This is a genomic window from Mucilaginibacter sp. MD40, assembly GCF_002288635.1.
GTDB lineage: Bacteria > Bacteroidota > Bacteroidia > Sphingobacteriales > Sphingobacteriaceae > Mucilaginibacter.
Window position 1 is genome coordinate 1456090 of the sequence record NZ_NRSW01000001.1, and the last position, 14822, is coordinate 1470911.

Consider the following 14822-nt stretch of genomic DNA (forward strand, 5'->3'; position numbering starts at 1 on the left):
AGAGCCCCTCATGGGGCTCTATTTTCTATTATTTCATTTACGCAATAGTCATCCGTAGCCACGGGATTATAACGCTCATCCTGGCAAACGATCTTCAAAGGAGTATGGAACAGCAATTTATCATATAGCATATCCAGTTTGATGCCTTTAATCATAATTGTCGCAGACGTAAAGGCAATCTGGATCAGACCATCTGCGGGAGCGTACTCGGCTGAAACAAGATAGGCGTAATTAAAAAACTTTTTGCGTCCATCGGGCCAGATCAAACACAGGTTCCGAACGGACGACGATGTTTTATATTCGTCGGGTATGCCGTTACTTTCCGCCGCATGACTGTGATGCGCCGCGTCAAAGGAGTCAAACCCCAACTCAAAATCCTGGCTCATAGTCATCTCTTGAATTGTTTTTTACTTCCAATCTTGTTCTTTCTTCCGGCTCGTTGTCGTGATCCGGCTCTTTTCCTATTTGTTGCCGGATGTAATCGGCATGCTGATAGCCGCCAACAAGTTCAAGCGCAGATTGCCGGTCGCCTAACTGCGATGCGTATTCCAATAAAGCTTGCCGATCATCTGTATAAATATGTGCGGCATCCTTACCTCTTGAAACGGAAACGTAGAATTGTTTGGCATTGGTTGCAACAAAAGTAGCCGAAGGCTGCGAAATGAACACTTCTGAAACCGTACGTCCCTGCGCCGAATAACTTGTGGTGCAGTAAGCATGCGCAATATTGCCAAAGTCGTCGTCAAGTTCATAAGTGACCTTGCTGGATCTGTTATTAAGCAAGATTTTACCCTTTTTATTGATGCCGGTAACATCTAGCACCTGTCCATTATTGAGCCGCTTTTGGTTATTATCATAGCCATTGCGACTGATGCGCACTACATCGCCTTTAGACAAACCCATCAGGCTGTGTTCGAAAACATCAAAGCTTGACGCGCGATCCAGCGGTAATTGCTGCTCTTCACCGTCTTTGTTTTTAACAAGTACCTGATTGTTTTCAATGCGTTCAATCTTCCATACCGAACCTTTTTTTATCTGTGGTACATTTTGATTGAATTGTACCACATCTCCTTCATTCAGATTACGGTGATCAGTTTTCTCTGCTTCTGTCAGGTTACGGCTCACAAATTTGTCAACCAGTACCTGCTTCTTACCAATAAGACCGTTAGCACGCAGTTTGTCACGCAATTCCTGTGTCACGGCCTCGCCTTGCGCATGGGTGGGGGAGACAATTAACGCGGATTTGCCTTTTTTGAGCGTTCTAATGTAGTCGTTTATAAGCAAGTCATTCGGTTTTAGTGGGTCAATATCCTTGACGGCACCGATGCTGTTTAGTTTGGTAAACGCGCGGCAAATATTGCCATTGGACAGGTCTTCTACCGCTTCTCGGTAATGAACATCTTTTTGCCGCACGATCTTGCTCACATCGCTGGACTTGATTTGCCCCACAAAATTTAAAACACGAAGGGCATCACCACGTGCTACGGCAGTATGTTGGCGAGTGTCACCCCCTAAGATGAGCCGGGCGTTTTGCTGCTTTGTAATGGTCAGTAATTCGGTCATATCTTTTGTACCAAGCAAGCCAGCTTCATCCACCCACAGTACCTGTCCGGCAATTTCTTGTTGCATTTCTTTATCTTTCAACAGCCTTGCGACAGTATTCGCGTTTTCAAAGCCTTCATTTACCAATACGCCCCTTGCAGCTTGCGCCGTTGGCGCGACAACGAAAAGCTGCTTTCCTGCCGCTTCGATGTGTTTTCTCGCCTCGCTCATGATTGTGGTTTTGCCCGTACCGGCTGCACCGCGAACAATCGAGGTCTGGTCGGTGGTCGTCAGCACATCTGTAATGGCATTCCGCTGATGTTCGTTAAGAAAGGGCGAGAGTTCAGGCGCTTTGCTAAATAGTGGGAACTGGCTGTTTAAACCTTGACGCGCGAGTTTTACCATTTGCTGTTCCTCGGCGAGTACGGGCTTTGTGGTGCAAACCGTTTGATACTTTTCTTTGATCCTGATGATGCGTGAATCGTTCTTAAAGCTATCGGTTATGCCGACTATAGAAAGCTGTCTCTTTCCAATGCTCTGGCGATAGGCCGTTTCCAGTATCCGGCGTTCAGGCTTCACCGAAGCCCTTTCAAACGAATGTTTTAGCGCATGGTCGATGACATCCTCAGCGATTGTTTTATCCAATTGATTTTTTGTAGCGTAGCGGATCGGTAAAGCTTCCTCATCAACTGGTAATTGCACTTCCTGCCGGAGTTGTCGCCGCCATTCGGCTTTTAGCTCGGCCATCGTATGGCCTTTCTGCTTTTTCGCGCGGGTTTTTGCTCCAAGCTCCGCCAACTTTTTCGGATCATTTATGCCCTTTTCTTTCGCAAATTCGCCAATGGCATTGGTGCGTTTGCTGAAGTGATCGATAGCAGCCTGTGGTACATTCAGAATTTCAAAGGCCTTGTCTGTGCGGCGGATGCCATAACCCAGATCCATTAACCGGTCTGATAGCCGTTTATGAAACATGGCCTGGTAAAACGGCATTGATTTTTTGATATCCCGAAACTGTCCGGCCTTGATGGTTTTTTCTATCGGGTCATAGGTGGCATTGATAACCACATTATGCGAATGCAGGTGAACGTCCGGCAAGGAGCCGTCAACCGGCCTTGCCGTTTGATGGGTAAATTCTGCCCAAAGTAAGTTACCTGTCTGTCTGTCTTCAAGCGATTTATTGATGCGAACCCTTGTCCGGCTATCGGTTTCAATATCCTGCATCGTTTGCTGAACACTGTCCTGAAACGCTTTAAGAATATGGTCGTCATTAGAAAGGGCATGGATAATACTTACGCTTTTAGGGGCATTGAACACAATGTCATAGGCAACAGTGCGTCCTTCTTTGGTATGTCTTGTCAGCGGCTTACCGCTAACTGGATTAATATTATCACAGAGCGCAAAGAAAGATTGGCGGGTAGGTTCTATAGGCAGGCCTAAATGCGTAGCCAAACTTCCGGCGTATCTTCCTTTCAATTCCTGGCCATCCATATAGTAATCGGACTGGAGCAGGGCACCTGAAAAATATTCTTTTGCCTGTTTTGCGGATGTAGTTTGAACCATGCGTATCATAGGCGCGATTGTATATCGGTTTACTATACGGGGGCCGAAATTCCTTTTGGATTAACAACTGATAGTCTCAGTCAATTTCACGGTCGGCATCCTTATTTTTACTGGTATCGTCTGCCGCATCCTTTTCTCCACAAAACCTTTCATAAAGGCTTTGCGCCAAAAAGCCAGAGCCACCGTAGCTATACTGCCAATCCAATTGTTTTGAGTACAATTCTTCCCGCGCTTCCGAAGGCAAGTCGTCATAGTTCTGACATTCATATTGCTGCATTAACTCCTCTCTGCGGTCATTAATATGATAACGGGCTTCTTCCGCCATGCCTGCCAATTCGGCCATTGCTTCCTCATAGTCGCGCGCTTCGCCCAGCGCAGTTTTGGCAAGATCAAAAGATTCATCACGGCTTTCGCCTACGGGCTTGTTGTTATTTTCGTTATGGGTCATGATTTATTTAGAGTTTTTAATTGGTGGCAATAGTATAATGATTGTTTTGATAGCAGTGCTGGTGCCACTTTAAACGCCGTGCTAATTGCTATACTTGCTATGGTAATGTATTAAACTGGTATAATTTCTATTAACAAAAAAGTCACTGCACGGGAAGCTATTCTGAGCGGTGCTGTTTCCTTACAGACATCTTCCCGTTGCAGTGCAATGGCATTAATAAACGTCCGAAGCTTCCTCAGATTCTACAATGGTTTCTGCTAATACACGGCGAAACTTTTTGTTGTTAGGGGGAGTTCCAAAAAATTCTACCCCACGCTTATCTTCTGGTCTTGTGCCCTCCACCAGCGTTTCGGTTAGATCTTCATTACAAAGCATCTCATCAATCATATCCATAAGAAATTGATCTCCCTGATAATGAGCGCCACAATAACTTACAGAATAAATGATGCTGCAAACCATTAGGATGATGCCAACTGGTGAGTGAAATAGGGTTAGAAGCACACCTATGATGAAACCTACCAGTGGCTCATAGATCGTGGCTATTGTTTTACGCGTTGGCTCAGTACCATTGATCTTTATGTTATAAAAAAACGGAAGGATGTCACCTGAATACATGCTGAATTTTGCAAAATCAAATACGCCAGGTTCTCGTTTTATTTCTTTATAACGCATAATGCTCATGGCTAAGAAGGCGAGGGCAAACAGGGATAGCGATGGGCTTTTACTAAATATCTCCGAAGGGTCTGGGAAAGACCAGCCACCGTAATAGCTGTAGTGTGGCAAGTTACTGCCAAAGAACATCAACACAAACAGGGTAATAGATGTGGCAAGCGAGAAATAGCGTTCTCCCATTTTGCGTCTGAAAAACACTTCCAGGATCAGGCGTGGCCAAGAGGCGATTGCCAGAAAGAAACCTAAAATAGCGACTTTGATTAAGTTCACACGTTTAAATACAGTGAGGTAATAGAGGTTTTTTCTTTTCATGACTATTAGTTTTAATTACACTTTTGTTATTTATAATTCTGGTCAAATCTTACTTTACGGAAATTCTGTCCTTTAAATAATTTGTCACCCTGCACATGCAGGTAGGCTTCCACTTTATAGTTGTTCCTTTCGCCGCCGGTAATCAAGCCAACAAATTGTTCCGGCCGTACCTGTTTATGTACGCTCAGGCTGATGCTGTCCGTGCGGGAGAAGTTTTCTGCAACGGTAATTGTACTGGATGGCTCGATAAATTCTGCTTCACCGATCAGGTCAGATGCAGCTTTGTTCGTTTCCACGTCGGAATTGGCATGAAAAATTTTTGTATTGAGTGTACCCAAAAAACTGTGCACACGGTCGCGTGCTTTATCGCCACCAAGGGCGGCAAAATACTGTGGGATATTTTGAGCGATATAGACGGTAGCGACACGACTACTTCTTGACGTGTATTGGAACTCTGCATCCTTTTCATGTAGGAAGGTATAGGCCTCATCAGCGAAAAGAAAAACGGGTCGGTCATTCTCTTTGACGTTGCGTTTCTCCATTTCCCGTTGCCAAAGTACCTTGTACAAAATCTGGCAATCTCTGCCTACGTTATGGTAGAGTTTGGTCGGAATATTGAGCAGTAATATCTTGCCGTCCAAACTTGACCTCGGATTGAAGTCAGCTTTCTGTTTGCAAAACATAGAATAAAAAGGCTCCCTTAGTAAAGAATAAAGCAGGCCAGTAAAGCTGAACTCAACGATGGAACGTGTCTTGCTGGCAAGGTTCTTAAAAGTTTCCGTAAAGAACTGATCCAGCAGTTTAAGGGGCTTGTATTCCGGCACCATTTGTTCTGCATGATGGTCAAAGGTTCCCTCAAATTCGATGCGCGACTTTTCTGCCCAATGTACCTTTGAATACCATTTGTCAACATCTTTCCTTACACGCGATCTTATTTTACCGAAGGCTTTATAAAATGCCTTCTTTTGTAAGTCTTCGGGTTTTGGTGCCGGTTTCTCAATGTGAGGAGCCGTTTGTACAATTTCATAGAGTGTTTGCACATCTACTTTGTTGTACGCCATCAGCGCCAGATCAATAGCATTTGCTATCAGTTGGTCTAAGGCCTGGCTCCAGAAAGGGTCACTGTTATTTTTGCCATTATTCCTTTCCGCTCCAGCATTGATAACAACTTTTAATATCTCAAGCAAGTTGCCGGTGAGGGCATCGCCAGAATTACTAGCAGACAGATAGCTCATGAAGTCAAAGCTGTATTCGCCGCCTGGTTCCAAAATAAGCAGGTCGTCTGAACGACCTGCCAGCTTGCAGTACTCTACCCATTGGTCTTTTTCATCGGGTTTTACAGTAAGTACCAAACCACCAAATCCGGCATTAAGCATCTTCAACGCCCACAGCCTGCCTGATGCGCTTGTCTTCCCTGCACCAATGCTGCCGAAAATGGCGGTGCCTTCTACCAAATTGCGTAGGGTGTAAGGCGACTGATTCTCGCCGCCAAAAAAGATCATGGGTTGTTCAAGGTCGTAATTCATTGCTTTAGATTTTAATAATCCTCCACAGCCTTGCTGCGGAGGATTAACCTGCTTATTTCAGGCGGTTGGCCATAAACGTATCCGAGGTGTCCTTGCCATATTTATTATGGCGGCCACCGTAATCTACGATTATACCTTCCCCTGGCCTCATGGTCACCGTGCTGTTATCCTTCTTAAATTTGTAAGGATCATCAGTCGGTTTGAAGCCTGCATCACGAACGGTTTTAGACGTACTCATGATTACTGGGTGCTGATGCCGTTGCTTACTCTGTTATTGCGTTTTCAGCTATTCCGCAGCCGCTCTTTTAAGTGTTTAGGCGTTTCCACTATCGCGATACCTTTTAACTAATTCCTGCCCTGATTAATAATAAAGGGCGGGATTGATAGTATTGACTTTTGAAGTAATATGTAATACGTTTCTTGAGGTGAGGGAACAAATGCGTAAGTACAGCAAGACTAATCCACTTATATTTCAGAACATGGCGGAATCGCTTGTTGAGGAGGCTGGCCCGCGCGGTGCCAGAGAATTTCTGACAACTTTGATTGAAATCGGTTATGATCTTGATCTCGCCTGCTATGGCCGCAGAAATTGCATCAAGGGCAAAACCAAGGACCCTAAAAACTTTTTGACCGCTAAAAGTGTCAGCCATCGGATGAAAGGCTTTGTTGAAAATTACAAATGCCTTATCGAAGCGTTGAACCAGGAAATTATTAAAACAAATGAGCCGCATGATCCTGTACCATAAAATGTTAGCACAAGTTCGCCCAGATTGAACCAGATCGGTTCATTCAGAAATTTTATATTTTTTCTTATTCTTATAGTGAAATTATTTCTGAAATATTTTCAGAAATAATATATGGCATTTTAATATTTCAGAAAACACCTTTCACAAATGGATATCACTAAAATTGAACTACAAGCATTAAGGTATGAGCTTTGGAGAAAAGCCTATACACTCATTGATGATAAATATAAGAAATTTTATGAGGAGGAACTGGACGATACAATTTTAGATACAAAAGTAGAAATGTATGATGAGATAGAATTAAAGGAAACGACAGGAACAATTTTTAACCATCTATTTAAAAGATGCAATATTGGCCGCAACCATTTCAATGCAAAGATTGCGCAACTCGAGAATAATAAGGGTCAACTTTCGTCACTAAAGCCGCCTGTATTTATTTCTGCGTGCAAATTTTTGGAACTAAAATATGATGACATTATAAAATCGTATCAGTTCCCTTTTGATCTTAATGATGAGCCATCAACAATCGCTGAAGTTTACAAGAAAGCTTTTGTCGATAAGCTCAAATCTACAATTGAGGAATTTGAAGCTAAAGAAGGTAAGCCTGGTAAGATTAATAATAGCACACCGGTAACCAAGCCTATAACGCCCAACACATCAAAAACATTGATGGAATATAATATTGAAAAATTAGTGACTGAGTTTTATCAGTGCCTTTCTTCAGGCAAAATTGAAAAAGCATGGAATATGATAACCAAGAGATTCCAAAAGAGGGGATGGAAAGAGAAATATGAGGACTTTGAAATTGGCTACGTCAACTTGTTATCCATTAGTGATCTACATATATGGGATATAAAAATTGAAGGCAGCACGGCTGAATGTAAGGTGTTCTACTTGGATAAAATTACAATACATACCTCAGTAGCCTTGGGTAATTTTGATAAATTAACGGTTGCAGAATTGGACAATTATGTCGAAGACATGAGGTCGCTAATTGATAAATCGAAAACTACCGATCTAAAAGACTTTGACAAAATAGAACTGGCCAAATTTTTCGAACCAGCGGTTAGTGAATATATATGGTACAAATGTGGTGTTAATCCTGAAAGTATAATTCCGCTCTTGCCTACAGAAAGAACAACGACTATACCAAGACTTTATAACATTCTTTGCTCAGACGAAGATGGTTGGCGGATAGCGAGTATTATACCAATTAGGAATCATCTATATAGGTAAATAAATTATTCAAAAACATGGAAGTGATTTGTTTTGAGGATAAGGCATTCTATGAAATCCTCGACAGACTTTATAAACGGTATAAGTCTGAACACAATGTAAAGGAAGAAAAGTGGGTAACGGGTGAGGTGGCGATGAAACGTCTCGGCATATCCAGTAAAACCACGTTACAGAAATTCAGGGATGAGGGACGTATCAGGTTTGTTCCTATCACGCCTAAAAACTTTTTATATGATAGCGATTCTATAAAAGCATATCTGGAACAACACGCTCGTAACATTTTTTGATATGGATGACAAATTTTTGAGCGAACAAGAGTTTGCTGATTATTACAACATCGGATATGGATTGAACAAGGTTTCGCCAGAAATGGCCGATTTGATTGTGAATACAAAAACACGCAGCCCTCAACTAGATGCGCTAAAAGCAGGGATAGAGATATCTCGTGAACCGGAACGTGAGAAGGATTATTTACCCGAATGGTTGAAAGAAGACTGGTTTAAAGAAGATTCAAGAGGTATTACGCAGTCACTTCATAAGAGTATCGAACCAGACAAAGAATAATCTAGAAGATTTTCAAGATTAAGTTTGATTGGCCTTTTAGTTACTTCTTTTTCAATCAAATCCACTTTCTTTGTTCTTTTTATTATATTCTTGGCTTTCACCTTGTATTCAGCCATTTTTGTTACTCAATGGATCTAGACTCTTTACGAGCTGAATTGATGAAGGCATTTGCGGCCTTGAATAAAAGATAGGCATAGAACCCGTTTTTAGCCCATTAAAAACTGAATAAATTTCTAAAGAAATAAGTTGCTGTACAAAAAATCACACCCGGTCTTGTATAATGTAAAGTATTACTTTATTTGAATGCAAGCCTGAGTGTCGAAACTCGCAATTAGTGTCCGTAAACCAAATTATTTATTTAGCGATTGCTGCTAAGATTTTTCGTTTAAAAGTTGATGTTTTTTTAATGATGATAATTTTTTTAGTTAAAGTGTGAGTTTAAAGCTGAATAATTTGTTATAAATTAGTACTTTAAATCTTAGAAATGACTATAGGAATTGCGCACTTTACTGATATTCACTTTACAATTAAAACCGATATTGATAATAAGATTGCTTCTTGTTTAGGCGCTTTAAAAAATGATTTTTCTGGTGTTAAAGCGATCTATTTTGTATTAAGTGGAGACATCGCTTACTCAGGTAAAAAGCAAGAGTATGATCTTGCCAAAGTGTTTTTCAATAAAATAATTCAATTATTAAAAAAGCAATATCCAGACACAGGACTTAAGGTAATTATTGTGCCGGGAAATCACGATTGCAATTTTTCGGACTATGATTCACAGTTACGAAAGAATTCAATTGAAAACATTTCTTACGATTATTTGGGAGACGATAACAGCGTAATCGATACCTGCCTATCTGTTCAAGCAGATTTCTGGGATTTTTATAAAATTTATAATGATTTGCCGTCAGACAAATTATTTTATAAGGTATCGGATATTGTCGATGGTCGTACAATATGCTTTCATTGCATAAATACCAGTTGGATGTCCCAAATATACGAGCAACCTGGCAAACTGTTTTTTCCCGCAAGAAAATATGATTCTTATGATAATGAGGACTGTTATTTAAACATTGGAGTCTGGCACCACCCTTATAATTGGTTCAATCCTGGAAGCATTGAAAATAATAAAAAAGAGCTTGAACATCTCACAGAGCGAATTGCGTCTGTTCACTTGATAGGTCATGAACACGTTAATGAATTTTATACCATCAAGAACAATATTACCACTGACAAAATAAATATTGTATCAGGTAAAGTTTTTAATGAGGATAGCCTCCCTAATGAATCTGGATTTGAAACAATTATTGTAGACATTGACAAAAGAGAAGGGGGATTAAAAACATATTCTTGGGATAAAGATATCTACAAATCATCTTACAACAAAAAACTCAATTTCTTTAAGGACTCGCATAAAAAATTTGAATTCAATTCAGATTTTATTAAAAACTTAGATGAAATTAAAATTCCCTTAACTATCGGGGAACGTAGAAAAGTCAAGCTAAGTGATATTTTTATATTTCCCCATCTTGATACAATTAATTCTGACACGAAAATCCTTGAAAATTATCAAGATTCAGAAAGTATCATTGATAACAAGTTCAGCCATTGTGTCATTGCAGGTGACGACCAAATAGGTAAAAGTAGCCTTTTAAGCATGATTTACCTCAATAAATTAAAAAATGGAGTTTTTCCGTTGATGATAACAGGAAAGGATATAAAGGAGCTTGACTTTAATAAGATTTTAAAAAGAGCTTTTAGGCGGCAGTATATTAATGGTGATGAGAATTTTGATGCCTATCAACAATTAGACAAGTCTAAAAAGATATTGCTAGTTGATGACTACCATCATTGTAAATTTCCAGCAGCTGTTGTCTATAAAGTGTTGAAAGAGTTAATGCCGAAATTTGAATTTGTATTATTATCTATCGATTCTGCTCATAGCTTATTACCTGTTTTGCAAACCGAATTTAAAGATGTTGGATTTTATAAAATTAAGCCGTTCGGCTATTCCAAACGAAATAGTTTGATAGAGAGGTACAACTACCTAAAGAGAAGCAGCTATCATGATATTGATGACATAGATATACTGAAAGAATCTTTTGACAAAGTAGGGGCAGTTTTAGGAGATAAATTAATTCCGTCATATCCGATTTTCATACTTTCCATCTTACAGTCATTAGAATACAATTCTTTAAGACAGAATGAAACTTCGTTTGGATATTGCTATCAAACCTTAATCCATTTCTCATTGCATAAAGCAAAAGTTAAAAGTGATGATATCGATACATACTTCAATTTTCTTACAGAATTAGCTTTTGCCTTTGTTGATAGTGAAAAGGAAGTTTTCAGGGAGGAAGAATTACTTGAATTCTTTGCAAGCTATAAACGGCGGTTTATAACACCTTCGTACAACCAGGTGATTGAGACCTTAAAACAGTCAAAAATTTTGGTGTTTGAAGATGACGAAATTTGTTTCGGATATGACTATATTCTTTATTATTTGTCAGCAAAGAAGATTTCAGATATTATTCATACTGAAAAAGGGAAGAGTATTGTAACTAAATTGTTTAAAGATTTACAAGAAGAAAAGAATGGGAATATTTTAGTTTTTGTAACACACCATTCCAAAGATATATCATTTATCGAAGATTCTCTTCTCACTTCAATGGATATATTATCTGATTATACACCGATTACATTAGCGCTGAACGATCCATTTTATATTCATATAAAAGCTATAGCAGAGGATGTAAGTAAAGAAATTTTGGAGATTAATAGAAATCCCAGAGAAGAAAGAAAAAAACACCTTCAATCTCTAGATGAAAGTGAGTCACGAGTTGAAAAGAGATCACAATCCTCCGAAAGCTACAATGCAATAACACTGCCATTTAAAAAATCATTTCGCTCGATTGAAATAATTGGTCAAATTGTAAGAAATAGAAAAGGTTCGCTAGAGATTTCGCAATTAAAAGACATGATCAAAGAGGTGTATGATACCGGTTTTAGAACGATTAGTTACAGTAGCGAATTGCTTATTAGTGCCAAAAATCAAATCATTCTTATGTTGAATGAAGATGATATTGCTGAGACAAGTAAGAAAGAAATAGAAAAAGGAGTTACTGATTTTGTAATGATGTCAAGTTTTGAATCATGTATAGGAATTTTTAGCAAGATAATGCAATCAATGGGTTTAAAGGATTTAAAAGATTTATTTAACGAAGTTGCAATCGATATAGATACCCCAGCTGCTAAGTTGGTGTCCTTTGGTATTAATTCTTACTACGGAAGCATATCAGAAAACGAGCTAAGAACTTTGGTCACTGATTTAAAAGGTAATGCAGTGGCAATGAAAATGTTAAGAGGAAGAGTGCAAGCTTATGTTTACAGCAAAAATCTTGATATCAGAACCAAACAGAAATTTGCTAATCTATTAGGAATGACAATATCGCCAAATAGAGTGAACAAGTCTTAGATTGTAAAGATATGATAAGCCCGGAGAATGAAAATTAAGTTAACTCGAAGTGAGGACTTCTGCTTATTGCGGCATTGTATCGACAAATTCTCTTCTGGCAGTTTCTTTAATTTCAAAGGTTATTATATGTAGAAAAACATACCTTAAGTGTTGATTTTGAATTTACCCTCTACCAAGCGTATAGAAAGAACAAAATATGCGTCATTTTTGATTGTGAAAACTTCATATGTTTGTTGTACCTATGTTGTACCAATAAAAAACCTCCCACGATTTTAATCGTAAGAGGTTGGTAATCAAGTAGCGGGGAGCAGGATCGAACTGCCGACCTTAGGGTTATGAATCCTACGCTCTAACCATCTGAGCTACCCCGCCGAGTTGTTTTTGTAGCTGATAATCAATCTTTTATGATGATTGTTGGAATGGCTTTTATCAGCTTCAAAAGTTTGTTAACGGTTTTGTTAACGGTGCGCCTTTCGGTGCATGGAGCGCAAAGGTAATATATACTGCGCTTATATTATAATCTTTTTGATTTTTGTTAACGGTGATTTGGCGGTCAAACCATTTTGTATTACCGTTTAAAGTTTTTACCTTCATATAAATCCTAAACCAAGTGGAAGTAATCTGTTTTGAAGACCGCGCATTCTACGCGCTGATAGACAAGCTCGAAGCCTACATCGATAGCAAAAAGCCACAACAAACGCTTAGCGACAAATGGATATCTGGCGCAGAAGCCATGAAGATGCTGCGTATTAAAAGCAAAACAACTTTACAGAAATTACGCGATGAAGGCAAAATACGCTTTACCCAGCCTGAGAAAAAGATCGTGCTGTACGACCGCGATTCAATAAACGATTATCTTGAAGATTTTACCTACGAAACCTTTTAGCCATGCAGGAAGAACAAGACCCATCACCGGAATATATCAAAGGCTTTAATCAAATGTATAAGCTTAAAAAAGAGATGCCGGAAGTTGCACAACAAATATTATCCGCTAAGGATGAGTGTGATCGTTTCAAAGGCATGCAAGCTGGAGCAAAGCAACACGAGCTTGAACGCATTCGGGAAATCACCCTAAAAAGTCGCGATCAATCAAGATATCAGCAACGTTAATTTTTAAATGTTAGCTAAGCAGGTTAATTTGTACCAATTTATCACCTGTTGACAATATGAGGAATAGAAGTTCATTTCTGCTTTACAAATATTGAAATTTTAAACTTTTAATTTTCGTAATATCAGGGTGGTCATTGCCATCTGACTTTATATTTTAACTATATTAAAAGAAAGTATTCTGTCATAATAATTTATAATCAACCTCAAAACTTAGGTTTTTAATGAAATACTCTAAAGGCTCAACATGGAGAAAATGGGATTTACATGTCCACACTCCAGATTCAATGGTTAGTTTTTATGAAGGCAACTCAATAGAGGACAAATGGGAAAAGTTTATATCTGACTTAGAGGCTCTCCCATCTGAATTTAAAGTTCTTGGAATAAATGATTACTTATTTTTAGATGGTTACGAAAAGGTCGTTGGGTATAAACAAGCAGGTCGGTTACAAAATATTGAATGCTTATTTCCTGTTGTTGAATTCAGAATAAAGAAATTTGGCGGAAACAAAGTATTCAAACGAGTAAACTTCCATATCATTTTTTCACTCCGAGGCAAAAATCAAGCTTTGTCCTGATAGGGTTTATTGATAGCTTTAAGTGCAGCAAAAAGCATCGCTCGTGATGCAATACTTTTTGCTGGAAAACTCCTAGCCGTGCTACAAGTTTTAAATTGCAAGTGCGAATTACCGATCTACTTGTTCACTTTTAGATCAGTAAAATGCGTACTGAAATGCTGAAGAAGTATTTCAATAAATCGGCCGATAAAATAATTTTCGGCAACTGCGTCTTTTTGACGACTTTTCCATTTTGTTGTCTTGATCACAAGATTGTCTTCATCAACAATAAATTTAAGTAAAGCACGGTCAGCCCATTGTTCAGGCTTGTGCGTAAGTAAGTAGCTATCATCTGCGCTTTCTCTGATTTCCCAAGTTTTAAGGGTTTCATCTTCAACTGCTTCAAAAATCGCTTTTTTGAAAGCGTCTGCTTTTTTGGTCTGAATAGTAATATTTGGCATGATAAGTAGGTTTTATTTCTGGAAGATAGAAAATTCTATAATCAAATAAAATATTTGTTGAGACACTGAGGCCCTGCGGATATGCAACTGTCAGTTTATTAATCCAAGCACAGGAATTATTAAGCACGGATTTTTAATGTATATTAGAAACTTGAATATGTAAGTGCCTCGCATTTACATTGTGATAAAGTTTAGATAAGCGCCCGAAACAGCGAGTGCGACGGGACTTTTTTATTTGCGTTTATGTAAGTTATCCTAACCAAATCATTGTTATTCACCATAGGCTGAAAGATAGTTTTCGTCATTGAATAGAAGCAAGTCTACAATCGTTCGGGCCTTTTCGTAGTTCACGCCAAGAACACGTACTCTAAAACTTCCCCCTTCTTCAATTGCTTGTTGTAATCTGTCTGCAACAGCATCGTCTGAAACATAGTCGGCAGCAGTAAAACTGATAAAGTCCCCATTGTTCGGAACATACAGAGCATCAGCAATGTCTATAAATGTTTTACCAACATGCCCATTTGGGAAAAATTCGTATTCTTCGTTAAAATGCAGTCTTAGGGTTAAACTCATCACCTGTTTTTTAAACACAATTTAGCGTTTATTTTAAAAAACT

The 14822-nt window shown here is 38.9% G+C and carries 16 protein-coding genes and 1 tRNA gene; 8 read left to right on the forward strand and 9 right to left on the reverse strand.

Annotated features, from left to right (window positions below):
* Positions 1 to 8: 8 nt before the first annotated feature.
* The 6 genes from CKK33_RS06485 to CKK33_RS06510 all read right to left on the reverse strand — a co-directional run bounded on the left by CKK33_RS06485 (position 9) and on the right by CKK33_RS06510 (position 6298).
* Positions 9 to 392: a hypothetical protein gene (locus tag CKK33_RS06485; RefSeq protein WP_095703326.1), complete on the reverse strand. Its 384-nt coding sequence runs from the start codon at positions 390 to 392 to the stop codon at positions 9 to 11.
* Positions 370 to 3111, reverse strand: a complete 2742-nt coding sequence (mobF, locus tag CKK33_RS06490; RefSeq protein ID WP_095703327.1) for a MobF family relaxase — start codon at positions 3109 to 3111, stop codon at positions 370 to 372. Before mobF ends, CKK33_RS06485 begins: the two co-directional genes overlap by 23 nt.
* A gap of 67 nt (positions 3112 to 3178) precedes the next feature.
* On the reverse strand, positions 3179 to 3550 hold the full coding sequence (locus CKK33_RS06495) for a hypothetical protein (RefSeq protein ID WP_095703328.1): 372 nt from the start codon (positions 3548 to 3550) through the stop codon (positions 3179 to 3181).
* A 213-nt stretch (positions 3551 to 3763) separates the two neighbouring features.
* Positions 3764 to 4534 carry a hypothetical protein gene (locus CKK33_RS06500; protein WP_095703329.1) on the reverse strand — a complete coding sequence of 257 codons (771 nt, stop codon included), beginning with the start codon at positions 4532 to 4534 and terminating at the stop codon, positions 3764 to 3766.
* A gap of 26 nt (positions 4535 to 4560) precedes the next feature.
* A complete protein-coding gene (locus tag CKK33_RS06505) occupies positions 4561 to 6060 on the reverse strand; it encodes a type IV secretory system conjugative DNA transfer family protein (RefSeq protein WP_095703330.1) in 1500 nt (499 codons plus the stop codon).
* Between the two features lie 52 nt (positions 6061 to 6112).
* Positions 6113 to 6298 carry a hypothetical protein gene (locus tag CKK33_RS06510; RefSeq protein WP_095703331.1) on the reverse strand — a complete coding sequence of 62 codons (186 nt, stop codon included), beginning with the start codon at positions 6296 to 6298 and terminating at the stop codon, positions 6113 to 6115.
* Positions 6299 to 6539: 241 nt separating this feature from the next.
* Between CKK33_RS06510 and CKK33_RS06515 the strand changes: the two genes are divergently transcribed.
* The 5 genes from CKK33_RS06515 (at position 6540) to CKK33_RS06535 (ending at position 12081) form a co-directional block, all read left to right on the forward strand.
* Positions 6540 to 6806, forward strand: a complete 267-nt coding sequence (locus CKK33_RS06515) for a hypothetical protein (RefSeq protein ID WP_095703332.1) — start codon at positions 6540 to 6542, stop codon at positions 6804 to 6806.
* Positions 6807 to 6953: 147 nt separating this feature from the next.
* Positions 6954 to 8042 (forward strand): hypothetical protein, encoded by a 1089-nt coding sequence (locus CKK33_RS06520; protein ID WP_095703333.1) that lies wholly within the window; start codon positions 6954 to 6956, stop codon positions 8040 to 8042.
* 17 nt (positions 8043 to 8059) lie between these two features.
* The gene (locus tag CKK33_RS06525) at positions 8060 to 8329 is read left to right on the forward strand and encodes a DNA-binding protein (RefSeq protein WP_095703334.1); all 270 of its coding nucleotides are present in this window, start codon (positions 8060 to 8062) and stop codon (positions 8327 to 8329) included.
* A gap of 1 nt (position 8330) precedes the next feature.
* Positions 8331 to 8606 carry a hypothetical protein gene (locus CKK33_RS06530; protein ID WP_095703335.1) on the forward strand — a complete coding sequence of 92 codons (276 nt, stop codon included), beginning with the start codon at positions 8331 to 8333 and terminating at the stop codon, positions 8604 to 8606.
* Between the two features lie 484 nt (positions 8607 to 9090).
* On the forward strand, positions 9091 to 12081 hold the full coding sequence (locus tag CKK33_RS06535; protein ID WP_095703336.1) for a metallophosphoesterase: 2991 nt from the start codon (positions 9091 to 9093) through the stop codon (positions 12079 to 12081).
* A 298-nt stretch (positions 12082 to 12379) separates the two neighbouring features.
* Here CKK33_RS06535 and CKK33_RS06540 read toward each other — a convergent pair.
* Positions 12380 to 12453, reverse strand: a tRNA-Met gene (locus CKK33_RS06540).
* 238 nt (positions 12454 to 12691) lie between these two features.
* Between CKK33_RS06540 and CKK33_RS06545 the strand changes: the two genes are divergently transcribed.
* The 3 genes from CKK33_RS06545 (at position 12692) to CKK33_RS06555 (ending at position 13766) form a co-directional block, all read left to right on the forward strand.
* Positions 12692 to 12967, forward strand: a complete 276-nt coding sequence (locus CKK33_RS06545; RefSeq protein ID WP_095703337.1) for a helix-turn-helix domain-containing protein — start codon at positions 12692 to 12694, stop codon at positions 12965 to 12967.
* 2 nt (positions 12968 to 12969) lie between these two features.
* Positions 12970 to 13191, forward strand: a complete 222-nt coding sequence (locus tag CKK33_RS06550) for a hypothetical protein (RefSeq protein WP_095703338.1) — start codon at positions 12970 to 12972, stop codon at positions 13189 to 13191.
* A gap of 221 nt (positions 13192 to 13412) precedes the next feature.
* Positions 13413 to 13766, forward strand: a complete 354-nt coding sequence (locus tag CKK33_RS06555) for a hypothetical protein (RefSeq protein ID WP_143822910.1) — start codon at positions 13413 to 13415, stop codon at positions 13764 to 13766.
* A gap of 116 nt (positions 13767 to 13882) precedes the next feature.
* Here the strand turns inward: CKK33_RS06555 and CKK33_RS06560 are convergent, their stop codons facing one another.
* Positions 13883 to 14206, reverse strand: a complete 324-nt coding sequence (locus tag CKK33_RS06560; RefSeq protein ID WP_095703340.1) for a hypothetical protein — start codon at positions 14204 to 14206, stop codon at positions 13883 to 13885.
* Positions 14207 to 14476: 270 nt separating this feature from the next.
* Entirely contained in the window at positions 14477 to 14797 is a 321-nt protein-coding gene (locus CKK33_RS06565; RefSeq protein ID WP_143822911.1) for a hypothetical protein, read from the reverse strand.
* Between the last annotated feature and the right edge of the window lie 25 nt (positions 14798 to 14822).